This is a genomic window from Streptomyces sp. NPDC048751, from assembly GCF_043198595.1.
Classification (GTDB): Bacteria; Actinomycetota; Actinomycetes; order Streptomycetales; family Streptomycetaceae; genus Streptomyces.
Map to the genome: position 1 here is coordinate 497,708 of NZ_JBICUX010000004.1, position 24,149 is coordinate 521,856.

Consider the following 24,149-nt stretch of genomic DNA (forward strand, 5'->3'; position numbering starts at 1 on the left):
GGCATCAGACCAGCAGCCGGAGGGGCTTGCGCAGCAACTCCGCGACCGTGCGCAGGTACTCGGCGGCGGGTGCGCCGTCCACCGCGCGGTGGTCGAAGGTGAGGCTCAGGGTGAGCACGCGCGTCCGCAGTGGACGATCGTCGGCCGACCACTCGACACCGTCCCTGAGTCGGCCGACGCCGAGGATCGCCACGTTGCCCGGGTTGATCACGGGGGTGAAGAAGTCGACCCCGTATCCGCCGAGCGAGGTGACGGTGAAGGTGGCGCCTTCCAGCTGGGCCGGTGAGACGCGCCCCTCGCGGGCGGCCTCGGCCAGGCTCCTTGACCGGCGGGCGATCTCGGGCAGCGGCAGCGCGTCCGCGTCCTCGATCACCGGGACCATCAGTCCGCCCGGGACGGCCACGGCGAACCCGAGGTGGATGGCGTCCAGCAGGTGGATGCCGTCCTCCCGCACCGTCGCGTTGAGCAGCGGGTGTGCGCGCAGGGCCAGCGCGGCGGCCTTCAGCAGGAAGTCATTGAGGCTCGGCACGGGCAGCTCGCCGTCGGTCCACTCCTCCTTCAGCCGGTCCCGCAGTGACACCACGGCGTCCATCCGCACCTCGTAGCCGTGCGTCAGCTGTGCCATCTCCTGGAGGCTGGCGTGCATGCGGCGGGCGATGGTTCCGCGCATTCCGGTGAGGGGGAGGACGTCGCCGGGCTGGGGCACCGCTCCACGGCGAGCAGCACGGCCGGCGTCCCGACGCGCCTCCCGGTGCTCCTCACGCTGCTCTTCCCGGCGAACGGGCGACGGAGTGACGGCGTCGAGGTCGGACCGGCGGATCCGGCCGCCCGGACCGGTGCCGTTCACCTCGGAGAGGTCGATGCCCCGCTCCTTCGCCAGTTTGCGGACCAGCGGCGAGGAGGGGCTGCCGCCCGACGGGACGGCGTCGCCGGGGAGCGTCGCGAGGAACTCCTCCACGTCCTCGGAGACGATCCGCCCGCCTGGCCCCGTGCCGCGTACGGCGGTCAGGTCGACGTCGGCCGCGGCGGCGACCCGCCTGGCGTTGGGCGAGGACAGGATCCGGTCACCGGGGCCGAGGGGGGCGGAGCTGCCCTGGGCGAGGAGCGCGGCGGCCGTGACCATACGGGCCCCGGAGCCGAGGGAAGCCGCGCTGCCGCTGACCGGAGGCGCAGCAGCCGCGGCCACGCCGGGCCCGGACCCCAGGGAAGCCGCGCTGCCGCTGACCGGAGGCGCAGCAGCCGCGGCCACGCCGGGCCCGGACCCGGCAGGCATCGGCGTACCCCCCGGGTCCGGTGGCTGCTCGCCCTCGGCCAGCAGCCAGCCGATGAGGGCACCGGCGGGGACGGTGGTCCCGGCCGGGACCACGGGGTGGAACAGTCCCCCTGCCTCCGCCTCGACGTCGACGTCGACCTTGTCGGTGGCCAGCCGCAGCAGCGCGTCGCCCTCCGCGACGGCCGCGCCGACGGGTACCAGCCATTCGTCGATCGTGCCTTCCTGCATGGTCAGGCCGATCTTCGGCAGCAGGACCTCGACCGCCACGTCGGTCACGACCTCTCGAGCAGGCGCCGGCAGCCCTGGGCGATGCGGGCGCGATCGGGGACGTAGGCCTTCTCGAGGACCGGCGAGAAAGGCACCGGGGAGAAGGGGGCGCCGATGCGCAGGACCGGCGCGTCGAGGTGGTCGAAGGCCTCGTCCTGGATCTGGGCGGCGATCTCCGCACCGAGGCCGCCGAAGGTGACGGCCTCGTGGACGACGAGCACGCGGTTGGTGCGGCGGACGGAGGCGACCATCGTCTCGGTGTCCAGGGGCTGCACGGTGCGGGGGTCGATCACCTCGACGTCCACGCCCTGCGCCGCGAGCTCGTCGGCCGCCGCGAGGGCCTCACCCACCATGCGGCCCAGGGCGATGACGGTGACGTCGGAGCCGTGCCGTGCGGTGTGGGCCCGGCCGAGCGGGATGCCGTAGATCTCCTCGGGGACCTCGCCGGTGCTGCCGAGGAGGACCTTGTTGAGCATGACGACGACCGGGTTGTCGTCCCGGATGGCCGAGACGGTCAGGCCCTTGGCGGTGTAGGCGTCGCACGGCATGACCACCTTGAGGCCGGGCACGTGGGCGAGCCAGGCCTCCAGGCTCTGGCTGTGCTGGGCCGCGGCGCCGAGGCCCGCGCCGGATGCGGTGGTGATGGTGAGCGGCACGGACACGGCGCCGCCGAACATGTACTTCATCTTGGCGGCCTGGTTGACGATCTGGTCGAGGCAGACGCCGATGAAGTCCATGAACATCAGGTCGACGACCGGGCGCAGGCCCCGGGCGGCGGCGCCCACGCCGAGGCCGACCAGCGCCGCCTCGGAGATGGGCGTGTCGATCATGCGGCGGGGGCCGAACTCGTCGAGCAGGTTGTCGAACATGCGGAAGACGCCGCCGTACCCGGCCACGTCCTCACCGGCGACGAAGACGTTCTCGTCCTCGCGCATGGCCTGGGCGAGGCCCTCGTTGAAGGCCTTGACGTAGCTCAGCTTGCGGGCCGCGGCGTTCGGGGCGGTGGCCGGTGCTTCGGTGATGGTGGTCATGGCGGTCATCCCGAGTAGACGTTGAGCAGCAGGTCGCCGGGGTCGGGCAGCGGGCTCGCCTCGGCGTGGGCGATGGCGTCGGCGATCTCGTCACGGGTGCGCTGCCACACGTCGTCCAGTTCCGCGCGGGTCGCGGTGCCGTCGGCGACCGCGCGGGCCTCGATCAGACCGATGGGGTCGCGGGCCTTCCACTCGGCGACCTCCTCGTCGGAGCGGTAGGGGTGGCGCAGACCCTTGACGCCCTGGTGGTCGTAGTAGCGGTAGGTCTTCGCCTCGATGAACATGGGGCCCTTTCCGGCCCGGGCGCCTGCGACGGCGTCGGTGGCCGCGCGGTGGACGGCGACCGCGTCCATGCCGTCGACGATCACGCTGGGCATGCCGTAGGCGGCGGCCCGGTCGGCGACGTCGGTGAGGAGCATGTGCCCGGACTGGGGCGTGAACTCGGCGTAGCCGTTGTTCTCGCAGACGAAGACGACGGGCAGGCCGAGTACGGCGGCCATGTTGGCGGCCTCGTGGAAGGAGCCGATGTTGGTGGCGCCGTCGCCGAAGAAGGTCACGGCGACACTGTTCTCGCCCTTGTACCGGGCGGCGAAGGCGGCGCCGACGGCGATCGGGATGCCCGCGCCGACGATGCCGTTCGCGCCGAGCATGCCGAGGGTGACGTCGTTGATGTGCATGCTTCCGCCGCGGCCGAGGCAGGCGCCGGTGACCCGGCCGTACAGCTCGGCGTACATCTCGCGGAAGCCGACGCCCTTGGCGACGGCGTGCCCGTGGCCGCGGTGGGTGGAGGTGATCTGGTCGTCGTCGCGCAGGGCCGCCATCACGCCGGCGGCGACGGCTTCCTGGCCGACATAGAGGTGCAGGAAGCCGGGCAGTCTGCCGGCCTCCATCAGTTTGCCCGCCTCGGTCTCGAACAGCCGGATCCGCACCATGCGCTCGTGCAGGTCCTTGATGACCTGCACGGATTCCTTCGACGCCGTTGACGCTCGTAGAGCCATCGTCCGCCCCTTCGCCCGAGGGCAGTTGCCACACGATCGGACTTTCTAGTGCCGGTCTACAGTAACCAGCACGGGGCACCTTACTGAACAGCGTCTCTAATTACTACGCCTCGGACCCGGGTCGCCTCCGCACATGTCCACCAACTCCACGGCGTTGCCCTCCGGATCCGCCCAGAAGCTGATCCGGCGCCCACGCGTCCGGACCACGACCGGGTCCGAGAGAGACCGGGCACCCGCGGCCCGCAGTGCGGCCACCAGAGGGTCCATGTCATCGACATGGAAGGTGAGATACGCCAGCCCCGGGCGCCCGGCCAACGGAACCGCGACAGCTGCCGAGACCCCGGCCGACCGGGGGCGGATCAACTTGACACACCCCCCGGAGGGGACCCGCAGCCAGACGACCACCACCTCACCGCCGAGCCCGGCCGGGCCGCCGACGGACTCCGGAACGCCCGAGCGGCGCTCGGCGCGACAGCCGAGCACCTCGCAGTAGAAGCGCTCCATCAGCTCCAGGTCCCGCACCACCACGCCCGCCTCCAACGGCCGGGTCATGACCATCGCACCCACCCCCACGGAACACCCAGCGACCACTTCGCCACTTTCTATTGACAGAGAACACTAAGTGCTGTTGTCGTTTCGGTCACAGCCCAGCCGTCGCGTTCCGAAGCCCTTCACCGGCTCGCGGCTGGGAGGATTGTGAGGACACCGTGGTCCAGTCCAGTTCGGTCCCCTTGGCGCCTTCGGCCCGCTCGGCCCCGTCGGCCCCCGCGGCTTCCCCGGCCGCCTCGGCCCCCGAATACTCCTCGTGGATCAGCCAGGACCGCTCGACCGACGCCGCGTCCGTCGCCATGCGGCGGGAGGCCGCCGAACTCGTCGAGCGCGTGGTGGCGCACTACCGCGCCACCAGCACGCACGAGGCGGACGGCCAGTGGACGGAACCCGTCGCGCACTACCTCGACGCCGACCGCTGGCAACGGGAGACGAGCGCCATACACCGCAGCGTTCCGCTGCCGCTCGCGATGTCCTGCGAGCTTCCCGGACCCCACACGTACAAGGCCATCGACGTGCTCGGCATCCCGGTCCTGATCACCCGGGACCGGCAGGGCGCCGTCCACGCGATGATCAACGCCTGCCGGCACCGCGGGGCCAAGCTCCTCGAACCCGGCTGCGGGGTGTCGAAGCGGCTCACGTGCCCCTACCACTCCTGGTCGTACGACCTGGCCGGGGAGTTGCGGGGCGTGTACGCGGAGAAGACCTTCGGCGAGGTGCCGCGGGAGGGCCGCGGTCTGGTCCGGCTTCCGGCCGGTGAACGCGCCGGGATCGTCTTCGTCTCACTGGACCCGGCGGCCGAGCCCGACCTCGACGACTGGCTGGGCGACCTTCAGCCGCTCCTCGAGGGGCTGCGCCTCGCCGAGTGCCACCACTACGCCACCAGCGAGCTGACCAGCCCCAACTGGAAGGTCACGCTCGACGGATATCTGGAGACGTACCACTTCGCCTCGCTGCACCCGAAGACGGTGTTCGAGACGAACCTCTCCAACATGATGGCCCACGACACCTGGGGCCCCCACCAGCGCATCGCACCGGCCCTGCGCCCCATCGCGCAGGCGGTCGACCTGCCTCCGGACCGGCGCGATCCCGGGGAGTGTGTCGGCCCGATCTACTGGCTCTTCCCCGGCCTCGCGATCGCGGGCGGCTGGCGTCAGAAGATCGCCGTCTCCCTGGTGCTCCCCCGGACGGCCACCGAGTCGGTGACCCAGCAGATCATCCTGCTGCGGGAACCGGCGGTCACCGAGGGGGAGCGTCAGGCCGCCGACCGGTTCGGCGAGTGGTTCCACGAGGTGGTCCGCGACGAGGACTACGCGACCACCTACGGAGTCCAGCAGGGCCTCGCGGCCCTGAACGGGACCGACTTCGTCTTCGGACGCAACGAGCCCGGACTCCAGCACTTCCACCGCACCATCCACGCACACCTGGCAAGAGCCGACGAAGCCGCCAGGTGACGGACCAACAACACTCGCGGGAGACCAGCATGGTGGCTACGGGCAGCCTCGACGGACGTGTCGCGGTGATCACGGGCAGCACGCGCAGCATCGGCCGCGCCATCGCCGAGGCATTCCTCGCCGACGGCGCCACGGTCGTGATCAGCGGCCGTTCCGAGCTCAAGGGCAAGCAGGCGTTGGAGGAGATGGACGCCGGGGACCGGGCCGTGTTCCAGGCCTGCGACGCCAACAGCCAGGAGGACATCGAGGCCCTGGCGGACTTCGCCGCCGAGCGTTTCGGCCGGCTCGACATCTGGGTCAACAACGTGGGCGGCACCTCGGGCTTCGCCCCGATCCACGAGCTCAGCGACGACGCCTGGCACGACGCCCTCAGGCTCAACCTCAACGCCTACTTCTACGGCACCCGTCGCGCGCTGCCGAAGATGCTGGCGGGCGGCTGGGGCCGCGTCATCAACATCTCCTCGGTCGAGGGCAAGCAGGCCAACAAGCCCGCGATCAGCCACTACATCACCAACAAGCACGCCATCCACGGCCTGACCAAGGCGACCGCGTTCGAGTACGGCACCCAGGGCATCACCTGCAACGCGATCTGTCCCGGCGCCGTCGACACCGACCTGATGCGGGCAGCCGGTCCCGCCGCGGCGGAGGCCGAGGGCATCTCGTACGAGGAGTGGCTCGGCCGCTTCGCCGAGCACGCCGCCACGAAGAAGATCACCACCGTGGAACAGGTCGCGGCCGTCGCCTCGCTGCTGGCGAGCGACGCCGGCGCGGGCATCACGGGCACGCTCATCAGCGTCGACGGCGGAACGGCGCAGTGGTAGGCCCCGGAGACACCGGGACGGACGGCGGGAGACCTTCGGCCATGAAGAGCTGGATCACGGACTGGCAGCGCAGCGAGCGGCTGCCGCACTACACCCGGGCCAACGCGGGCGAGACCCTGCCGGACCCCGCGAGCCCGTTGGGCTGGACGCTGGTCTGGGGGCGCGGTCTGCACGGCTGGCGCAAGGGCTTCGTCGGGTTCGGCATCTACCGCGAGGAGGAGGTGGCCGGTCCGCGGCCACCGTTCGTCGGGATGTTCGGCGGTCACTTCTACCTCAACCTGTCCCACATGCGGCTGTTCGGTATCCGCATGGGCCAGACGGCCGACCAGATCGACGCGGCCTTCGTCGGCCGGCGCTCCGACACCCCGGCGTACGTGGCGCATCCGGACGACCAGGACGAGGAGCTGACGGCCAAGGCGGGCGCGACGCTCCAGCGGATGCTCGGCCAGACCACCTTCCCGGAGGCCGACGCCGACCGGGAACGGCTGCGCGCGCTGCGCCGGGCGCGGCCTGACCTCACAGCCCTCTCCGAGGCCGAACTTGTGGCGCACGCACGCTCGTTGCTGGACGACGTGGAGACCACCTTCCAGCGGCACGTCGAGTCGTCGCTGCCCGCGTCCGTCGGACCGGCGATCCTCGGTCCGCTGTGCGCGAGCGTCGACCGCCCCGACGCCATGCTCGACCTCATCGGCGGTCTGGGCGACGTCGACTCGGCCTCTCCCTCGACCGGGCTGTGGGCCCTGTCCCGGCAGGTGGCCGACTCGGCCGAGCTGACCGCGCTGTTCGACCAGGGGCCGGCCGCCGTGGAGCGGGCACTGGACGGGGCGACGGGGGACGTGAAGGCGTTCCGCGACTCCTTCGAGGAGTTCCTGGCGGAGTCCGGCGACCGCGGCCCCAACGAGTGGGACATCCACGCCCGCTCCTGGGAGGCCGTGCCGGTGCAGGCGCTGGCCCTCGTCGACCGCATCCGGCACAGCTCCGACGACGACTCCCCGGCCGCCCGCCGACAGCGGCTGACGGAGCGGCGCGAGCGGACGGCCGGGGAGATCCGGGCCGCGCTGCCCGAGGAGACGCGGCCGATGTTCGACGCCGGGTTGCACGCCTCCCGGGTGTGGATCCCGGCCCGCGAGCGCACCAAGGCGAACTGTGTGACCGTCGTCAACGAGATCCGGATGGCGGTGCGGGAGCTCGGCCGCCGCGGGGTCGGGGCGGGGCTCTTCGCCCGGCCCGAGGACGTGATGATGCTGCTGGACACCGAACTCGACGACTACGTCGCCGACCCGGTGCCCTTCGCCGCCGTCATCGCCCAGCGACTCGACGAGTACGCCTCCCTGCACGAGCTGGAACCGCCGTTCTTCGTCGCGGACGACGCTCGGACCGAGATCGACAGCTGGCCGCGCCGCGCGCAGGAGCGGACCGAGGCGGCCGTCGAGGGCGATGTGCTCGGCGGTGTCGGCGGCAGCCACGGCACCTACACCGGCAGGGTGCGGGTGGTCACCGACCCGGCCTCGTGCGAGGCGCTGGAGCCGGGTGAGGTGCTGGTCGCGCCGATCACGGACGCGGCCTGGACCCCGCTGTTCCTGGTCGCCGGAGCTGCCGTGGTGGACGTGGGCGCCCTCAACAGCCACGCCGTCGTCGTCTGCCGGGAGCTCGGCATCCCCGCCGTCATCTCCGTCGAGGGCGGTACGCGACGGCTGCGGGACGGGATGCTCATCACGGTCGACGGGGACAAGGGCACCGTCACCGTGGACGGCGTCCCGGCGGCAGTCGCCCTCTGAGACACCGCGGGCCCGTCGCACGCCCCTGCGCCGCGACGGGCCCGCGGTCATGACCGCGAAAGGACCACCATGACGGAGCAGGTCGTCGTCGCCGGCTGGATGGACTACGAGCCCGGCGACCGGGACACGATGCTGGGGCACCTCGTCGAGCTGGGCCACCGTACGCGCGCGGAGGAGCCGGGCTGCCTGGACTACGCGATGACCGCGGATCCCACCGACGAGCGACGGATCCGCGTGTACGAGCGCTGGGTCTCCCAGCAGGCCCTCGACGAGCACTTCGGCACCCCGCACATCAAGGACTTCCGGGCGGCCTCGGCCGGCCTGACCCGCGTCGGGGTGTTTCTGGAGGCCCATACGGTCGCCGCGTCCCGCCCCATGCGCTGACGGCGCGCGACCCTGCTCAGTCGGAGTCGCCCAGCCGGACCAGCATCTTGCCGATGTTGCCGCCGTCCAGCAGGGACAGCAGCGCCCCTGCGGCGTTGTCCAAACCGTCCACAACCGTCTCGCGTGCGGTGATCCGGCCTTCGCGCAGCCAGGCCGCGACCCGCAGCTCGAACTCCGGTCGCAGGTCGTCGTGGTCACGGACGATGAAGCCGCGCAGGGTCAGCCGCTTGAGCACTGCCTGGATGAGCTGGTTGATGTCGGCGGACCGCCGCTCGCCGCCGAACTGGGACATCATGCCGCACAGGGCGACCCGGCCACCGGTCCGCAACGCGTGCAGGGCGGCGGCCAGTTGCTCCCCGCCGACATTGTCGAAGTACACGTCCACGCCGCCGGGCGCGAGCCGGGCCAGTGCCTCGCGCACGGGTTCGGCGCGATAGTCGGCGGCGGCGTCGTAGCCGAACTGCTTGACGAGCAGGGCGCACTTGTCGGGCCCGCCGGCGGTCCCCACGACGCGCTCGGCGCCGAGCATGCGGGCGAACTGGCCCGCGGCGGTTCCCACGGCACCGGCCGCCGCCGACACCAGGACCGTGTCACCGGTGCGCAGCTCCGCGATCCGGGTGAGGCCGACGTAGGCGGTGAACCCCGTCTGGCCGAGCAGCCCCAACCAGGTCGGCAGCGGGGCGAGTTCGGGGTCGATACGCCCCGCGCCGTCGGTGTCCGCCGCGTCGAGCACGGCCCACTCCCGCCAGCCGAGCTGATGACGTACGTACGACCCCGGCGGCACGGCGGCACAGCGGCTCTCCACCACGACACCCAGCGCCCGCCCGTCCAGCGGCGAACCCGGGGTGAAGTTGTGGGTGTAGTGCTTCTCGGTGCTCTCCAGCCGTCCGCGCATGGACGGGTCGACGCTCATGTAGAGGTTGCGGACGAGCAGCCGGCCCTCGGTGAGGGGCGGCAGGGGGCGCTCCTCGACGGTGAAGTCACCGGGGAGGGGGTCACCGTCGGGCCGGCGCACCAGACAGACCACCCGGGTGGTGGGGACCGTCACCGGGTCACTCCTCCGGCTGCCGGGCGGCGCGCCGCTGGGCGAGTCGGCCCACCCAGCCGGCCATCTGGAGGTCGGCGTGGCGCAGGTCGCCCGACTGCCAGCGGGCCTGGAAGTCGAAGATCCCCCGCGCCCCGGTCCTGGGGTCGGTCACCTCGACCAGGCCGTCCTCGGTGAGCCGGTACACGTGCCCGGTCAGGGGGTGGATCACTTGCTTGGACATGGGGCGCTCACTCCTGCACTCGGCGGCGTACACCGCGCTTGGTCACGGTCACCGGGCCCTGGACCCGGAGCCGGCAGGCGAGCCGGGTCAGGCCGTCCACCGGCCTGCGCAGGGCCTCGATGCCCTCGCGCTCCAGCGGGCCCACGGGGGAACAGTTCTCGGAGCCCTCCTCGACCTGGACGAAGCAGGTGCGGCAGGTGCCCTGGCCGCCGCAGACGGTGGGCCAGCGATAGCCGAGGCGCTGGGCGGCGCTGAACAGGTCCTCGCCGTCGCGCACCTCGATCTCGACGCCGGACGGTCTGACCGCCACGCGGTGGGTCACTTGTCCATCCACGCGTCGAGCGTGCGGTTGAAGTGGCGGATGCGGCTCTCCTGGTAGTTGGCCAGGGTGATGCCCGGCTTGCGCATCGCCTTCAGTCCCTGCTGGACGTAGGGCAGGTTCTCGCAGTCCTGGTCGAAGACGGGGCCGAGGACGCCGAGTTCGGGGATGTCCGCGAAGAGCATGTCCTCCGGTACCCAGCGGATCTTTGCCGGGGGCGGCATCTCGCCGGGTTGTTTCGGCGCCGACATGAAGATGATCTCGGCGGTGCAGGAGTCGGGGTCGAGGCCGTGGGGCCGGAACCGGTAGACGATGTTGGACTTGGCGCCGCCCCAGGGGTTGAAGTTGGGGAACAGCAGGTAGTTGATGGCGTCCAGCAGTTCGGTGTCGGGGGTCTGCGAGAAGTCCTGGTGCGAGGTGGCCGCCAGTTGCTCGCGCATCCGCTGGGCGAGGACCTGGCGGGCGGTGCCGCCTGGCGGGATCGCGGGCAGTTCGTCCCCGTCCCCCCTCACCAGGTCACGGCCCTGGGCCGCCGCGTAGAAGGACCGCGAGTCGTAGAACGTCTCCAGGACGTCCTCCTCCGTCACGAAGTCGGCGACGTGCGGACTGGGCGCGCCCTGGATGTTGATCATCCGGTTCCAGTTCGGCTGGTCGGCCATGACGTCGTACTGGGAGTTGGCGTCGGCGAGCCACGGCAGCATCTGCGGGTGGGTGGCGATGACGTGGAAGGACTCGATGAACGCGTCCTGCGCGATCTTCCAGTTGCAGGGCAGCACCTTGGCGATGTGCAACGACTTGTAGCGCTCCTGGAGCGGCCAGATGTAGTAGTCGTCGAAGGTGCCCCGGTAGCTGTCGAAGGACTCCGCGTACGGGTCCATGTTGACGAAGACGAAACCACGCCAGGTGGCGACCTGGGCCTCGGGGAGGGAGAACTTCTCCGGGGCGACGTGCGGGAAGTCCCAGGCGCACGGTGGAGTCCGCATGGTGCCGTCGAGGTTCCAGGCGAATCCGTGGAACGGGCAGCGGAACTCACTGACGTTGCCACCGCTGGTGCGCAGTTTGCGGCCGCGGTGCAGGCACACGTTGACGAAGGCGCGGATCTCGTCGGGGGCCGTGCGCACGACGATGAGGGAATCGTCGCCGATCTCGTAGATCTCGTGGTCGCCGACCTCGGGGATCTCGCTCTCCAGGCAGGCGAACTGCCACACGCGGCGCCACACCTGCCGCATCTCGCGTTCGGCCCAGGCGCGGGAGGTGAAGCGGGTGATGTCGATGTCCTCGCTGCCGAGATGGTCGTTCCGCTCGTACCTCAGGGAGGGGGGAACGGGGCGGCTGTCCCGGTCGAGGTAGTCCTGGACGCTGGGCCCCGGGCACCGTGCCGTGCCCGCCTCCGACGTTTCGTCCATCTTCGCTCCTCCGACAGAAACTTTAGAGTGAGTGTAGTTACCGGCGATGCACAGTAGCAACAGTCCCGACGGCGGCCAGGGACGCGTTACCCGAGGAAGCCCGTATATCGCGCGCTCAGCCTCGAATTTCTTGCCACTGCCCCCTCCCCAAGCCTGCGGGAGCGTGTCACACTCCGACGCACTTGAGGCTGTAGTGCCTCATAAGTTTCTGGGTGCCGTACCCCACGACGGCGTTGGATGCATCCCTCTCGATCCCCCGGTGTGCCGTCCCCATCCGGGCGGCACCGGATCCGTCTGAACGCACGGGAGTACTCGACGATGAGTTCCTCACCCGGTCGCGCGGTTCGCCGCGCCGTCACCGCTATCACCTCCGTCTCCGCCCTGCTCGCCCTCGCGGGGTGCGGCAACGACACACCAGAGGCGGCCGACGCCTCGCCGGCGGCGGCGAACGACTCCTCCGGTCTGACGGCGGCGCGTGCCGCCGCGCTGAAGTACGCGGAGCGCCCGACCGGCATCCCCGTCACCGAGCCGGTGAACACGGACATCCCCAAGGGCAAGAAGATCGACTTCATTCTCTGCGGCGTCCAGTCCTGCAAGGACCTGGCCGACTTCTTCACCGCCGGTGCGAAGGAACTCGGCTGGAAGGTCAAGCAGATCGCCACGCAGGGCACCCCGGAGTCCGTCCAGGCCGCCTACGAACAGGCCGTGCGCGACAAGCCGGACGCCGTGATCGGCTCCGGCTTCCCGCGGGCCGTGTACGCCAAGCAGCTGGCGCAGCTGAAGGCGGCCGGCGTCCCCGTCCTGCAGTCGAACGCCGACGACGTGGTGGGGGACGGCATCTCCCTGTTGAAGAACGGCCCCCACGACGTCGGCGTCCAGGGTGAGATGCTCGCCTCGTGGGTGGTGTCGCACAGCGGCGCCAAGGCCGACACGGTCTACTTCGATCTGCCGGCCTACACGATCCTCAAGCCCGTCAAGGACTCCTTCGCCGCCAAGTACGCGCAGTGGTGCCCGACTTGTGACCTGGACAGCGTCGACGTGCCGATCACCGCGGTCGGCAAGGACATGCCGGACCGGGTGGTGTCGTACCTCAGGTCGCACCCGAAGGTGACCTACGTCGTCTTCTCCCTGGGCCTGCTCAACGTGGGTGTCCCGGCCGCGCTGAAGACCGCCGGCATCACCGGCAAGCACATCGTCGTCAACGTCGGCGACGCGCAGAACTACCAGTACATCCAGGGTGGTCTCACCGACGGCGCGATGGCGCTGAACTCGCACGAGCTGGCCTGGTTGCAGGTCGACGCGCTGGCCCGGCACTTCACCGGCCGGTCGATGGCGGTCGACCAGCGGGCGGTGCTGCCCAACGTGCTGGTCACCAAGGACAACCTGCCCTCCGCCGACGGCGACTTCCCGCTCGTCCAGGACTACGAGGCGCAGTTCAAGGCGCTGTGGGGGCTGAGTTGACCCGGCCGGTGCTGCGGATCACCGGGCTGTCGAAGAGGTTCGGCGCGACCCAGGCGCTGCGGGACGTCGACCTGGAGGTCGCCGCCGGCGAGATCCACGCGCTGATCGGACCCAACGGTTCCGGCAAGTCCACCCTCATCAAGATCCTCGCGGGGTACCACCACGCCGAACCCGGGGCGGTCGCCGAACTGGACGGGGAGCCGTTCGACCTGGGCCAGGTCACCGCGTCCCGGCACGACCGGCTCCGGTTCGTCCACCAGGAGCTGGGGCTGGTCGGCGAGTTGAGCGCCACGGACAACCTGGCGCTCAGCCGCGGCTTCGCCCGTACCGCCTTCGGCAACATTCGCTGGCCGGAGATGGAGCGGCGGACCACCGCCCTGGTGGAGCGGTTCGGCCTCGGCATCGACGTGCGCCGGCCGCTGTCCCAGGCCTCCCCCGTCCAGCGCGCCGTGGTGGCCATCGCCGCGGCCCTCCAGGGCTGGGAGGGCCGTCACGGGGTCCTGGTCCTCGACGAGCCGACCGCCGTGCTGCCGCCCGGCGAGGTGTCCCGCCTGTTCAACATCGTGCGGGAGGTGCGTGACGCCGGTGCGGGCGTCCTGTACGTCTCGCACCGCATGGACGAGATCTTCGCGCTCGCGGACCGGGTCACGGTGATACGCGGGGGGCGCAGGATCGCCACCCGGCCGGTCGCCGACCTCACGCCGCGGTCACTGGCGGAGCTGATGGCGGGTGAGGAGGTGGAGAGCGACCACCGGCCGCAGACGACCGCGCCGGTTTCCGCCGATGCCGTATTGGAGGTGCGCGAGCTGTGGGCGGGCCCTCTGCGGGGGGTCGGCTTCGATCTCGCCCGGGGTGAACGACTGGGCATCACCGGCCTGGTCGGCTCCGGCCACGAGATCGTGCCGTACGTGATGTGCGGGGCGCACAGCGGGCCGGTGCGGGGCAAGGTGCGGCTGCCGGAGCGCTCCGGCCGGTGGTTCGACGTGCGCCACGCCCGTGGGCTGGGCCTTCCCCTGGTGCCGGCGGACCGGGCGGGCGAGGGGGTGATCGGCGACTTCTCGGTCGGCGAGAACCTCACCCTCCCCCTCCTGGAGCGGTTCCGCACCCGTGCCGGACGGCTGCGCCGACGCCGTGAGTCCGCGCTCGCCCAGGAGTGGATCGAGCGGGTGGGGGTGCGCACGGCCGGGCGTGGTGCCCGCGTCACCACACTCAGCGGAGGCAACCAGCAGAAAGTCGTCATGGCCCGCTGTCTGGCCCAGCGCCCGCCGGTGCTGGCGCTGTGCGAACCCACGGCGGGCGTCGACATCGCGACCCGGCTTCAGCTGTACGACCTGATCAGGCGCCAGGCCGACGACGGCATGGGCGTCCTCGTCTCCTCGTCCGACACGCAGGACCTGCTCTCGCTGTGCACCCGCGTCCTGGTGGTACGGGACGGCCGGATCGTGCGGGAGATCAGCGGCCGGGACATCACCGAACCCGCGCTCGTCCACGCGATGGAAGGGACTTCAGTGACATGACATCCACCCCGACCCGGGCCGCGGAGCGCAGGCCGACCGCACTGGACGGACGCGCGCCGTCCGCGCTGAGCACATGGGGCCGACGCACGGCGGCCGCCCTGTCGTTCCGCAACGTCGGCGCCGTCTACGTGTGGCTGGTCATCATCGTGATCTTCTCCGTCTGGGCACCGGAGACGTTCCCGACCACCACCACGGTCCGGCAGGTACTGAACGGAAACGCCGTGGCGGGACTCGTGGCCCTCAGCGTCGTCCCTCCGCTGGCGGCGCGCGTCTTCGACCTCTCGGTCGCCTACACCATGTCGCTCACCAGTGTGCTGACGGCCCGTTTCCTCGTCTCCGCGGGCCTCGGCCCCGGTGCCGCGGTCGCCCTGGCGATGACCGCCGCTCTGCTGATCGGGGTGGTCAACGGAGTCGTGGTCGTGGTGCTGCGTGTCGACTCGTTCATCGCCACGCTGGCCACCGGTGCGCTGATCCAGTCCCTGATCACCATGGTCACCAACGACAGCTCGATCACCGGCGTGCAGCTGCTGGCCAAGCCGTTCGCGAACATCGCCCAGCTCGACGCGGACGGCATCACACTGCCGGTGCTGTATCTGCTGCTCGCCGCGGTGGCCATCTGGTACCTGCTCGAACACACCGCGACCGGACGCCGGTTGTACGCGACCGGATTCAACGCCGACGCGGCACGTCTGCAAGGAGTGCGTACCGACCGGCTGCGTTTTCTGACCCTCGTGGCCTCCGCGCTGCTCTCCGGCTTCGCGGGGATCGTGTTCGCTTCCTCGGTGGGGTCCGGATCGCCGACCGCCGGCACACCGTATCTGCTGTCGGCCTACGCGGCGGCCTTCGTAGGGGCGACGCAGCTGCGCGCGGGCCGTTTCAACGCCTGGGGGACGGTGCTCGCGGTCCTGCTGCTCGGCACCGGTGTCACCGGCCTCGGGCTCGCCACCAGCGCGCAGTGGGCGGCGAGCCTGTTCACCGGCTCCGTCCTCATCGTCGCACTGGTGCTCACGGGCGGCCGGATCGCGCTGCCCGCCGTCCTGCGCCGCCGGAGGGCTACCGCACCGAGTCCTACCACCAGCGAGGAGATCCGCGCATGAAGGCTGTTCAGTACCGACGGGTGGGACACGCCCCCGAGGTCGTCGAGGTGCCCGTGCCCGAACCGGGCCCGGGCCAGGTGCTGTTGAAGGTGACGGCGGCGGGGCTGTGCCACTCCGACCTCGCGGTCATGGGCTGGCCCGAGGAGCAGTTCCCCTACGCGCTGCCGATGACGCTCGGCCACGAGGGCGTCGGCACGGTCGCGGCCCTGGGCAGCGGCGTCACCGGAGTGACGGAGGGCGACGCGGTCGCGGTGTACGGCCCGTGGGGCTGCGGGCGCTGCCGGCCGTGCGCCGAGGGCAGGGAGAACTGTTGTCCGCACGCCGCCGGGCTCGGCATCCTGCCGCCCGGACTCGGCTCCCCCGGCGCCCTGGCGGAGTACATGGTGGTCGACTCGCCCCGCCACCTGGTCGCGCTGAACGGACTCGACCCCGTACAGGCGGCTCCGCTCACCGACGCCGGCCTGACCCCGTATCACGCGATCCGGAGGTCACTGCCCAAGCTGGTGCCGGGCAGCACGGCGGTGGTGATCGGTGTAGGAGGCCTCGGCCATCTCGCCCTACAGCTGCTGCGTGCGCTGACACCGGCCCGGGTGATCGCCCTCGACGTGAGCAAGGAGAAGCTGGAACTCGCGAGCACCGTCGGCGCCCACGAGACACTCCTCTCCGACGGCGGGGCGGCGGCCCGGATACGGGACCTCACCGGCGGGGTCGGGGCCGAGGTGGTGCTGGACTTCGTGGGAGCCGCGGCGACTCTCGCGGTGGCCGCCGGCTCGGTGGCCACGGAGGGGGACGTCACGATCGTCGGCCTCGGCGGGGGCACGCTGGCCGTCGGCTTCGGCGGGGGCCTTCCGTTCGAGGTGTCCGCCTCGTTCCCCTACTGGGGCAGCCGCACGGAACTGATGGACGTCGTCGAGCTCGCCCGGCAGGGTCTCGTCTCGTCCCACGTCGAGACGTTCACGCTGGAGCAGGCTCCGAAGGCGTACGAGCGCCTCCACGCGGGGGAGATCAACGGCCGGGCGGTGGTGCTGCCGCACGGGTGATCCGTCCGGCCCCTGGGGGCGGAGCCCCCAGGGACCCGGCCTACGCACACCCGACCGCCCGCTCCACGCACCGCCGCAGCACCGTCATGAACTCCGGAGTTCCCCAGGGCCCCCGATCCACGCGCCCCGTGTCCTCCACCCCGAGGTCCTGAACGTCGTAACGCCCCCGGCAGTGCCCCAGGGTGAAGTAGCACACCTCCCCGGCACCGTGCCGCTTGAGATAGAGCACGGGTCGGGGCGCGGAATCGAGGGCAGCCCTCTCTCCCTCCGCGAAGCCCCTGCACGGCCCCGTGTACTCCGCGTACAGCAGCACCTCCAACTCTCCGTGCAGCTCACAGACGTACAGCTCGTCCGTCACGGTGAACGGCTCGATGCCGACGACCAGCGGATGGTCCGGCCGGGTCACCCGCACCTCGTACGGCTCGATGGGCGGGTGGCCCAGGAACTGGCTGCCGAGCACCTCGGCCACCTCACCGAGCAGCCGAGGAGTGGTGAACACCCGTGGCCCGCCCTTGGCCGGCGGCTCGATCACCGCGTTGGTGCCGTGCAGGGCCAGCCACCGCCCGCCGCGCCGGACGAAACGGACCAGCGCCTCCCGCTGGGCCGGGCGGGGCCGGACGTCGCAGGTGTAGGTGATGAGCAGGTCGGCCGACTCCAGCTCGCGCAGACAGTCGTAGTCCTGGTGGACCGTGGTGCGCACGCGCGGATGCTCGGCGAGCAGCTCCAGCAGCCGCAGTCGCGCGAAGTCGACGTCGTGCCACCTGCCGCCGCAGACCACGACGGCGTCCAGGCGGCCGGCCGGGCCCGCCACGGCTCAGTACTGGACGCGGGTCAGCAGCCCGCCGTCCACCACGAGGTTGACCCCGACGCAGAACGAGCCGGTCCGGGGCCCGAGCAGGAACGCCACGGCAGCGGCGACGTCCTCGGCGGTGCCGTAGCGGCCGATCGGAAGCCTTGCGAGGACCTCCTCGTAGACCTCGGGGCGGCTGGTGCGGATGGTCTCCCACGCGCCGCCGGGGAAGTCGATGGGTCCGGGCGAGACCGTGTTGACCCGGATGCCCTTCGGGGCGAGCGCGTGTGCGAGGGCCGAGGCGTGCTGCACGACGGCGGCCTTGAGGGCGGAGTAGGAATTCGCGCCCGCGGGCCGCGCGGTGTCGGAGGCGTTGGTCGTTCCGATGGCCACGACGGCCGCCCGCTCGGAGGCCTCCAGATACGGCAGGGCCGCCTCGACCAGGCCCGCGAACGGGATCAGGTCGCCGCGCAGGCTGGCCTCCCAGGACTCGGGGCCCTTCACGTTGCCCGCGGAGACGTTGGACACCAACAGGTCCAGGCCGCCGAGTTCACCGGCCGCCCGCTCCACGAAGCCCGCGAGCGCGGCCGGGTCGGCGACGTCGACGGGCTCGGCGAACACCGACGCTCCCTCGCCCCGCAGTTCGGCCGCCGTCTTCGCGAGCCCCTCCTCGCCCCGGGCGCACAGAGCCAAGGCGCAGCCCTCGGCGGCCAGGGTGCCCGCGATCGCCCGGCCTATGCCCCTGCTCGCTCCTGTCACCAGCGCCTTCGCGCCCGTCAGTCCCAGATCCATCGAGGTCACTCCTTGGTGTGTGCGGGAACCGCCCTGGCCGATCGGTTCGAAACGGCCCCGGCCTTTCAGTTGCCGGGAAGCTGCGAGAAGGGCAGCCGGTCCCCCCGCGGCTCCGGCGGAAGCTTCAGCACGCGCTCGCCGATCAGGTTGCGCTGTATCTGGTCCGTGCCTCCGGCCAGTCGGTAGCCGGGGGCGCCGAGCAGGTGCTGGGTCCAGGCGAAGGTGCCCGGTTCCCCGGTGTCGGCGGTGATCCGGGCGCCCATCACCTCGGCGGCGACCTGTCCGGTGCGGGTGAGCAGGTCGGAGGCCATGAGTTTGGTCAGCGACGCCTCGGGGCCCGGCCGGCCGCCGGCGGCGCTCGTCCGGGCGACGCGGGCCACGGTGGCGGCGCGCAGTGCGGTGCGTACGTACAGGTCGGAGAGGCGCTGTCGGACCAGCGGGTCGTCGGTGCGGCCGAGGGAGCGGGCGAGGGCGAGGACGTCCTCGAAGGTGCCGCCCTTGCGGCGGTTGCCGCTGCCGGACGCGGTCCGCTCGAAGGCGAGGGTGGTGGTGGCGATCTCCCAGCCCTGGCCCGGGCGCCCGACGCGGAGCCGGTCCGGGACCCGTACGCCGGTGAGGAACACCTCGTTGAAGGAGGCGCCGCCGCTCATCTGGCGGATGGGGCGGACCTCCACGCCCGGGGCGTCCATGGGGACCAGGAAGGCGGTGATGCCGGCCTGTTTCACGACGTCCGGATCGGTGCGGGCGAGCAACAGGCCGTAGTCGGCGAACCGGGCTCCCGAGGTCCACACCTTCTGGCCGTCGATCACCCACGTGTGGCCCTCCCGCCGGGCGCGGGTGCGCAGGGCGGCGAGGTCGGATCCGGCGCCGGGTTCGCTGAAGAGCTGGCAGGCCAGCAGGTCCGTACGCAGGAACGCGCGTGCGTGTTCCGCGCGTTGCTCGGGCGTGCCGAAGACGGCGACGGACAGGGCGACCAGCCTGACCGTGACACTGATCAGCTCGGTGGACGGCGGTACGTCGAAGGCCGACTCCTCCTCGGCGAAGATCGCCGCGTGGGCCGCGGTCAGGCCCGCCCCGCCCTTGTCCTCGGGGAGGGTCAGGGCCTGGTAGCCGGCGTCGAAGCGGGCCCGCTGGTAGGCGCGGCAGCGCTCGAGGAGCCGTCGTTCCTCGTCCTCGGGGAGGTCGTGGAACACGGCGAGGTCGGCGTCCTCCGCGGTGGTGTCCGGCCCGGAGGCCGGTTCGAGCACGGTGGCCAGCCACTGCCGTGCCTGCGTGCGCCACGTGTCCAGGTCGGGCTCGAACACGGTTCCTCCTCGAGGCACTTACCAGACGACAGCTTCAGTAAGGGGAGGCAGACAGCGCCTCCTCCATCCCCGTTTGGTGCGGAGATGCTGGCGGATCGGATCAGAGTGTTCCGCACTTTCTTGATAAACGCTACAGTCTCGGCAATGACTCTCCCACTCGTCGGGGGAGGCCCTCTCCCCGCGTCGGGAGAGACCGAGGAGCCGCCCGGAGGAGCCATGTCGCTGCTGCCACTGGACCGTCGCGCCCAGGAGACGCCCCACGAGCCCGCGCTGGCGGACGACCACGACGTGCTGACCTGGTCGGAGCTCGCCGAGCGGGTGAGGCGAGCGGCACTCCGACTGCTGGAGCTGGCGCCCGGTCCCGACGACCGGATCGCCGTCCTCGGCGACAACGCGATCCCCACCCTGGTGTCCCATCTGGCCGGACTGCGCGCCGGAGTGGGGACCGTGGCCTCGTCCCGGCATCTGACGGCGGGAGAACTCGTCGACCAGATCATCGACGCGGGCGTGACCGGGATCATCGCCGGGCCCGCGGGCGCTGGTGCGGCCCTCGACGCGGCCCGGGAGCTCGGCCTGCCGGTCGTGATGCACGGAACCCCGGCGTACGGGCACGCCTTCGACTGGGACCCGTGGCTGGCGGCCGCGCCCGCCGCCCGGCCCCTCCCGACGGGCCGGCCCGCCCGGCCGCCCCTCGTCTACACCTCGGGCACGACGGGCCGGGCGCGCGGCACGGAGGTGCGCTGGGTGAGCGGTCCGGTCGCCGACAGCTCCGCCTACCTCGCCGCGATGGCCGCCCGGCCCGGCTTCCCGCCGGGGCCGCACCTGGTGTGCGGCCCGCTCCAGCACAACGCGCCGCTGACGTCACTGCGGCATCTGGCGGCCGGTCAGCCCGTGGTCGTCCTCGGAAGGTACGGCGCGGAGGTCTTCCTCAGTCGTGTGGCGCGGTGGGAGGTGACCTCCGCGGTGATGGTGCCCACCCACTTCCAGCGGCTGCTCGCCCTCCCCGAGGAGGTCCGCGCCCGCTACGACGTCTCCAGTCTCCTCCAGGTCTCCCACACGGGGTCCGCCTGCCCGCCGGAGGTCAAGCGGGCCATGATCGAGTGGTTCGGTCCGGTGCTGACCGAGTCGTACGGCGCCAGCGAGGCCGGCACCGTGGCCCGCATCAGCAGCGCCGAGTGGCTGGCCCATCCCGGTTCGGTGGGGCGTGTCCAGCCCCCGTTCGAGGTTCTCGTCACCGACGACGACGGCCGCCCCCTGCCGCCCGGCGAACGCGGACTGCTGGCGTTCCGGGCGCCCGAGGGCAGGGGCGTGCGCTACCACGCCGACCCGGACAAGACGAAGTCCGCCTATCTCTCCCCGGGCGTCTTCACCCTCGGCGACATCGGTTACGTGGACGCGAGCGGCTACATCTTCATCACCGACCGGGCCGCGGACGTCGTCGTCTCCGGCGGGGTCAACCTGTACCCGGCCGAGAGCGAGGCGGTACTGCGCCGGCATCCCGCGGTCGCCGAGGTCGCCGTCATCGGCGTACCCGACCCGGACTTCGGTGAGGCGCTGCGGGCGCTGGTCGTGGCGGCCGCGGACGAGCCGTCCGCCGAGGAGCTGGACAGGTTCTGCCGCGAGCGGCTGGCCGCCTACAAGTGTCCGAAGTCGTACGAGTTCGTCCCGGAGCTCGCGCGCAACGCCATGGACAAGCTCGACAAGCGCGCGATGCGCCGCCCCTACTGGCGCTCCGAGCGGACCATCGCCGGCTGAGCCGGGCCCACGCGCCCCAGGAAGGACCACCATGACCGAACTCCTCCTCATCCGGCACGGACTCCCGCTGGCGGGCGTGTACGACCCGGGGCTGTCGCCGGAGGGCGTCGCCCAGGCCGAGCGCCTCGCCACCTGGCTCGCGCACGAGGACGTCGACGCGCTGTACACCAGCCCGTTCCAGCGCGCCCGCGAGACCGTGGCGCCCCTGGAGCGGCTCACGGGCATGACCGCCACCGTGCTGGACGACCTGCGCGAGTGGGACACCGACGTGTCCCACCCCTACACACCTCCCGAGCAGATCGGCGCCGACGATCCCCGGGCGGTGGCGCTCGCCGAGGGGCGGTACGAGGACTTCGTGCCCGATCTGGACCGGGACGCGTTCCGCGCGCGTGCCGTGCGGGCCATGGACACCATCCTCGCCGCCCACTCCGGCGGGCGCGTCGCGGTGGTGTGCCACGGCGGCATCACCAACACCTATCTGGCGACGGTGCTCGGCCTGCCCGCGATGTTCTGGTTCCACCCCGGCTACACCTCGGTCTGCCGGGTCCGGCGGCTGCCGGGCGGACGGACCGTCCTGCACTCGGTCAACGAGACGGCCCACATGATCGCCGAGCGCGCGGTCGACGCGGCAGCCTGACCCGCCCACGCCCTTCAGGAGGTTCGGCCATGCCCGGATCCGTCATCGTCGCCGGAGCGAGAACGCCCATCGGGAAGCTCATGGGCGCCCTGAGCACCGTGTCCGCGGTCGACCTCGGCGCGCACGCCGTCGGCGCGGCGCTGGCCGCCGTACGCCTGGACCCGGCCTGTGTGGAAGCGGTCGTCCTCGGCCATGTCGTCCAGGCCGGGGCCGGCCCCAATCCCGCTCGGCAGGCGGCGATCCGCGCCGGTGTGCCGTTCTCCGTCCCGGCGAGCACCGTCAACAAGCTCTGCCCGTCCGGTCTGCACGCCATCGCCCTGGCCGACCTCATGGTCAGCTCCGGCCGGCACGAGGTCGTCGTCGCGGGCGGCATGGAGTCGATGTCGGGCGCTCCGCACCTGCTGCGCGGGTCACGCGGCGGCTGGAAGTACGGTAAGGGCGGCGTCGAGGACGCCCTCGACCGCGACGCCCTCGTCTGTGCCTTCGACGGCGTCTCCATGGGCGTGGCCACCGAGCGGTACCAGCAGCCGTACGCGCTGACCCGCGAGGAGCAGGACGAGTACAGCGCGCTCTCACACGAACGGGCCGCTCATGCCAAGGAGTCGGGTGCCCTGGCCGAGGAGATCGCCCCGGTCGCGGTGGCGGGGCGGCACGGCGACACGGTCGTGGACGCCGACGAAGGCGTTCGGCCGGGAAGCACCGTTGAGGACCTCGGCCGGCTGCGGGCGGCCTTCTCCGGCGGGGGCACCATCACCGCGGGGAACTCCTCCCAGCTCTCGGACGGCGCCGCCGCCGTCGTCGTGATGAGCGCGGAGCGTGCCCGCTGGGAGGGCCTGACCCCGCTCGCCGAGATCGGCGCCTACGGCACCGTCGCCGGGCCCGACCCGTCCCTGCTCGTCCAGCCGGCCGGCGCGGTCCGTGACGCGCTGTCCCGGGACGGGCGGTTGAAGACCGCCGACCTGGACCTGTTCGAGATCAACGAGGCGTTCGCCGGGGTGGCCTTGGCCTCCGCTCGGGATCTGGACCTTCCCCTGGAGAAGGTGAACGTCAACGGCGGAGCGATCGCGCTGGGCCACCCGGTCGGCATGACGGGCGCCCGGCTGGTGCTGACCCTCGCCCTGGAACTGCGGCGGCGCGGCGGCGGCACCGGAGCGGCGGCCCTGTGCGGGGGCGGCGGCCAGGGCGACGCGCTGTTGCTGCACGTACCGCCGTCCGCCTGAACCGGAGAGCCCAACCACCATGACCGAGCAGCAGAACCCGGGCGGGACCACCCTCGTCGTGGCGACCCGCACCCGCGTCGCCGACGGCGTCGTCTCCCTCGCCCTGCGCCGCCCCGACGGCGGGACACTCCCCTCCTGGACTCCGGGCGCCCACATAGACGTGTTCCTCGAAGGCGGCCACGGCGAGCTGATCCGTTCGTACTCGCTGTGCGGGAACCCCGCCGAACAGGACGTCTGGCGGATCGCCGTGCTGCGCGAACCCCAGGGACGCGGCGGCTCCGCGTACGTCCACGACCACCTGCCGGAGGGCGCCGCCCTACGGGTCCGCGGGCCCCGGAACAACTTCCCGCTGCGGCCCGCCGCACGTCACCTGTTCGTCGCGGGCGGAGTGGGCATCACGCCGATCCTGCCCATGGTCGAGGCCGCCGAGGCGGCCGGGGCCGACTGGCGGCTGCTGTACGGCGGCCGCACCCGCGCGTCCATGGCGTTCCTGGACCGACTCGAACCCTACGGGGACCGCGTCCTCGTCCGCCCGCAGGACGAGTACGGCCTGTTGGACCTGGCCGCCTTCCTCGGCGCACCCGGGGAAGGCACCCTGGTGCACGCCTGCGGTCCCGAACCCCTCCTGCTGGCCGTGCGGGAGAGGTGCGCGGACTGGCCCGCGGGCACGCTGGGCGTCGAGCGGTTCGCCCCGGCCCGGGCGGCCGACGCCGGGCCGACCGGGGCGTTCGAGCTGGAGCTCGCCCGTTCCGGACTCACCCTCACGGTGCCACCGGACCGCTCGGTGCTCGAAACCGTGGAGGAGGCGGGCGTCGACGTGGACTCCTCCTGCCGCGAGGGCACCTGCGGCACGTGCGAGACCGACGTCCTCGACGGCACACCCGACCACCGTGACTCGCTGCTGACCGAGGAGGAACGGGCCTGCGGCGAGACGATGCTGATCTGCGTCTCCCGCTCCCGCGGGCCCCGCCTGGTCCTCGACCTGTGA

The 24,149-nt window shown here is 71.9% G+C and carries 23 protein-coding genes; 12 read left to right on the forward strand and 11 right to left on the reverse strand.

Features of this window, described 5'->3' with window-relative positions:
• Positions 1-4 precede the first annotated feature (4 nt).
• The 4 genes from ACGFNV_RS17010 to ACGFNV_RS17025 form a co-directional block, all read right to left on the reverse strand.
• Positions 5-1,549, reverse strand: a complete 1,545-nt coding sequence (locus ACGFNV_RS17010) for a 2-oxo acid dehydrogenase subunit E2 (RefSeq protein WP_393623211.1) — start codon at positions 1,547-1,549, stop codon at positions 5-7.
• Positions 1,546-2,571, reverse strand: a complete 1,026-nt coding sequence (locus ACGFNV_RS17015; protein ID WP_393623213.1) for an alpha-ketoacid dehydrogenase subunit beta — start codon at positions 2,569-2,571, stop codon at positions 1,546-1,548. The genes ACGFNV_RS17010 and ACGFNV_RS17015 overlap by 4 nt, the downstream gene beginning before the upstream one ends.
• Before the next feature lie 5 nt (positions 2,572-2,576).
• Positions 2,577-3,533 carry a thiamine pyrophosphate-dependent dehydrogenase E1 component subunit alpha gene (locus ACGFNV_RS17020; RefSeq protein WP_393623214.1) on the reverse strand — a complete coding sequence of 319 codons (957 nt, stop codon included), beginning with the start codon at positions 3,531-3,533 and terminating at the stop codon, positions 2,577-2,579.
• Between the two features lie 132 nt (positions 3,534-3,665).
• Complete coding sequence (locus tag ACGFNV_RS17025) at positions 3,666-4,121, reverse strand: VOC family protein (RefSeq protein ID WP_393623215.1); 456 nt, start codon at positions 4,119-4,121, stop codon at positions 3,666-3,668.
• Positions 4,122-4,276: 155 nt separating this feature from the next.
• Here ACGFNV_RS17025 and ACGFNV_RS17030 point away from each other — a divergent pair, with 155 nt between their 5' ends.
• The 4 genes from ACGFNV_RS17030 to ACGFNV_RS17045 all read left to right on the forward strand — a co-directional run bounded on the left by ACGFNV_RS17030 (position 4,277) and on the right by ACGFNV_RS17045 (position 8,555).
• Positions 4,277-5,572: an aromatic ring-hydroxylating dioxygenase subunit alpha gene (locus tag ACGFNV_RS17030; protein ID WP_393623216.1), complete on the forward strand. Its 1,296-nt coding sequence runs from the start codon at positions 4,277-4,279 to the stop codon at positions 5,570-5,572.
• A 29-nt stretch (positions 5,573-5,601) separates the two neighbouring features.
• Positions 5,602-6,393, forward strand: a complete 792-nt coding sequence (locus ACGFNV_RS17035) for an SDR family NAD(P)-dependent oxidoreductase (protein ID WP_393623217.1) — start codon at positions 5,602-5,604, stop codon at positions 6,391-6,393.
• 41 nt (positions 6,394-6,434) lie between these two features.
• Positions 6,435-8,171, forward strand: a complete 1,737-nt coding sequence (locus ACGFNV_RS17040; protein WP_393623218.1) for a PEP-utilizing enzyme — start codon at positions 6,435-6,437, stop codon at positions 8,169-8,171.
• Positions 8,172-8,240: 69 nt separating this feature from the next.
• On the forward strand, positions 8,241-8,555 hold the full coding sequence (locus ACGFNV_RS17045; RefSeq protein WP_393623219.1) for a putative quinol monooxygenase: 315 nt from the start codon (positions 8,241-8,243) through the stop codon (positions 8,553-8,555).
• 16 nt (positions 8,556-8,571) lie between these two features.
• On the opposite strand, the gene ACGFNV_RS17050 is transcribed toward ACGFNV_RS17045, so the two are convergent.
• From ACGFNV_RS17050 to ACGFNV_RS17065, 4 genes are read right to left on the reverse strand one after another with little or no spacing between them, the layout of a single operon-like run.
• Entirely contained in the window at positions 8,572-9,603 is a 1,032-nt protein-coding gene (locus ACGFNV_RS17050) for an NADP-dependent oxidoreductase (RefSeq protein ID WP_393623221.1), read from the reverse strand.
• Between the two features lie 4 nt (positions 9,604-9,607).
• Positions 9,608-9,823 carry a transposase gene (locus tag ACGFNV_RS17055; protein ID WP_393623223.1) on the reverse strand — a complete coding sequence of 72 codons (216 nt, stop codon included), beginning with the start codon at positions 9,821-9,823 and terminating at the stop codon, positions 9,608-9,610.
• Between the two features lie 7 nt (positions 9,824-9,830).
• Positions 9,831-10,157 carry a 2Fe-2S iron-sulfur cluster-binding protein gene (locus ACGFNV_RS17060; protein ID WP_393623224.1) on the reverse strand — a complete coding sequence of 109 codons (327 nt, stop codon included), beginning with the start codon at positions 10,155-10,157 and terminating at the stop codon, positions 9,831-9,833.
• Positions 10,142-11,548 (reverse strand): SRPBCC family protein, encoded by a 1,407-nt coding sequence (locus ACGFNV_RS17065; protein ID WP_393623226.1) that lies wholly within the window; start codon positions 11,546-11,548, stop codon positions 10,142-10,144. Before ACGFNV_RS17065 ends, ACGFNV_RS17060 begins: the two co-directional genes overlap by 16 nt.
• A 318-nt stretch (positions 11,549-11,866) precedes the next feature.
• Here ACGFNV_RS17065 and ACGFNV_RS17070 point away from each other — a divergent pair, with 318 nt between their 5' ends.
• Genes ACGFNV_RS17070 through ACGFNV_RS17085 form a run of 4 tightly spaced genes read left to right on the forward strand, consistent with a single transcriptional unit; the run spans position 11,867 to position 16,663 of the window.
• Positions 11,867-13,009: a sugar ABC transporter substrate-binding protein gene (locus ACGFNV_RS17070; RefSeq protein ID WP_393623227.1), complete on the forward strand. Its 1,143-nt coding sequence runs from the start codon at positions 11,867-11,869 to the stop codon at positions 13,007-13,009.
• Complete coding sequence (locus ACGFNV_RS17075; protein WP_393623229.1) at positions 12,994-14,526, forward strand: sugar ABC transporter ATP-binding protein; 1,533 nt, start codon at positions 12,994-12,996, stop codon at positions 14,524-14,526. Before ACGFNV_RS17070 ends, ACGFNV_RS17075 begins: the two co-directional genes overlap by 16 nt.
• Positions 14,523-15,623, forward strand: coding sequence for an ABC transporter permease (locus tag ACGFNV_RS17080; protein ID WP_393623230.1), 1,101 nt, complete (start codon positions 14,523-14,525; stop codon positions 15,621-15,623). The genes ACGFNV_RS17075 and ACGFNV_RS17080 overlap by 4 nt, the downstream gene beginning before the upstream one ends.
• Positions 15,620-16,663, forward strand: coding sequence for an NAD(P)-dependent alcohol dehydrogenase (locus ACGFNV_RS17085; RefSeq protein WP_393623231.1), 1,044 nt, complete (start codon positions 15,620-15,622; stop codon positions 16,661-16,663). Before ACGFNV_RS17080 ends, ACGFNV_RS17085 begins: the two co-directional genes overlap by 4 nt.
• A 40-nt stretch (positions 16,664-16,703) precedes the next feature.
• On the opposite strand, the gene ACGFNV_RS17090 is transcribed toward ACGFNV_RS17085, so the two are convergent.
• The 3 genes from ACGFNV_RS17090 to ACGFNV_RS17100 form a co-directional block, all read right to left on the reverse strand.
• Positions 16,704-17,474, reverse strand: coding sequence for a ThuA domain-containing protein (locus ACGFNV_RS17090; RefSeq protein WP_393623233.1), 771 nt, complete (start codon positions 17,472-17,474; stop codon positions 16,704-16,706).
• Positions 17,475-17,477: 3 nt separating this feature from the next.
• The gene (locus ACGFNV_RS17095; RefSeq protein WP_393623234.1) at positions 17,478-18,245 is read right to left on the reverse strand and encodes an SDR family NAD(P)-dependent oxidoreductase; all 768 of its coding nucleotides are present in this window, start codon (positions 18,243-18,245) and stop codon (positions 17,478-17,480) included.
• Positions 18,246-18,310: 65 nt separating this feature from the next.
• Positions 18,311-19,549 carry an acyl-CoA dehydrogenase family protein gene (locus ACGFNV_RS17100; RefSeq protein WP_393623236.1) on the reverse strand — a complete coding sequence of 413 codons (1,239 nt, stop codon included), beginning with the start codon at positions 19,547-19,549 and terminating at the stop codon, positions 18,311-18,313.
• Between the two features lie 216 nt (positions 19,550-19,765).
• Between ACGFNV_RS17100 and ACGFNV_RS17105 the strand changes: the two genes are divergently transcribed.
• Genes ACGFNV_RS17105 through ACGFNV_RS17120 form a run of 4 tightly spaced genes read left to right on the forward strand, consistent with a single transcriptional unit; the run spans position 19,766 to position 24,149 of the window.
• Positions 19,766-21,304, forward strand: a complete 1,539-nt coding sequence (locus ACGFNV_RS17105; RefSeq protein ID WP_393623237.1) for an AMP-binding protein — start codon at positions 19,766-19,768, stop codon at positions 21,302-21,304.
• 31 nt (positions 21,305-21,335) lie between these two features.
• A complete protein-coding gene (locus ACGFNV_RS17110; RefSeq protein WP_393623239.1) occupies positions 21,336-21,941 on the forward strand; it encodes a histidine phosphatase family protein in 606 nt (201 codons plus the stop codon).
• A 29-nt stretch (positions 21,942-21,970) separates the two neighbouring features.
• Positions 21,971-23,161: an acetyl-CoA C-acyltransferase gene (locus tag ACGFNV_RS17115; protein WP_393623241.1), complete on the forward strand. Its 1,191-nt coding sequence runs from the start codon at positions 21,971-21,973 to the stop codon at positions 23,159-23,161.
• Positions 23,162-23,180: 19 nt separating this feature from the next.
• On the forward strand, positions 23,181-24,149 hold the full coding sequence (locus ACGFNV_RS17120; protein WP_393623243.1) for a PDR/VanB family oxidoreductase: 969 nt from the start codon (positions 23,181-23,183) through the stop codon (positions 24,147-24,149).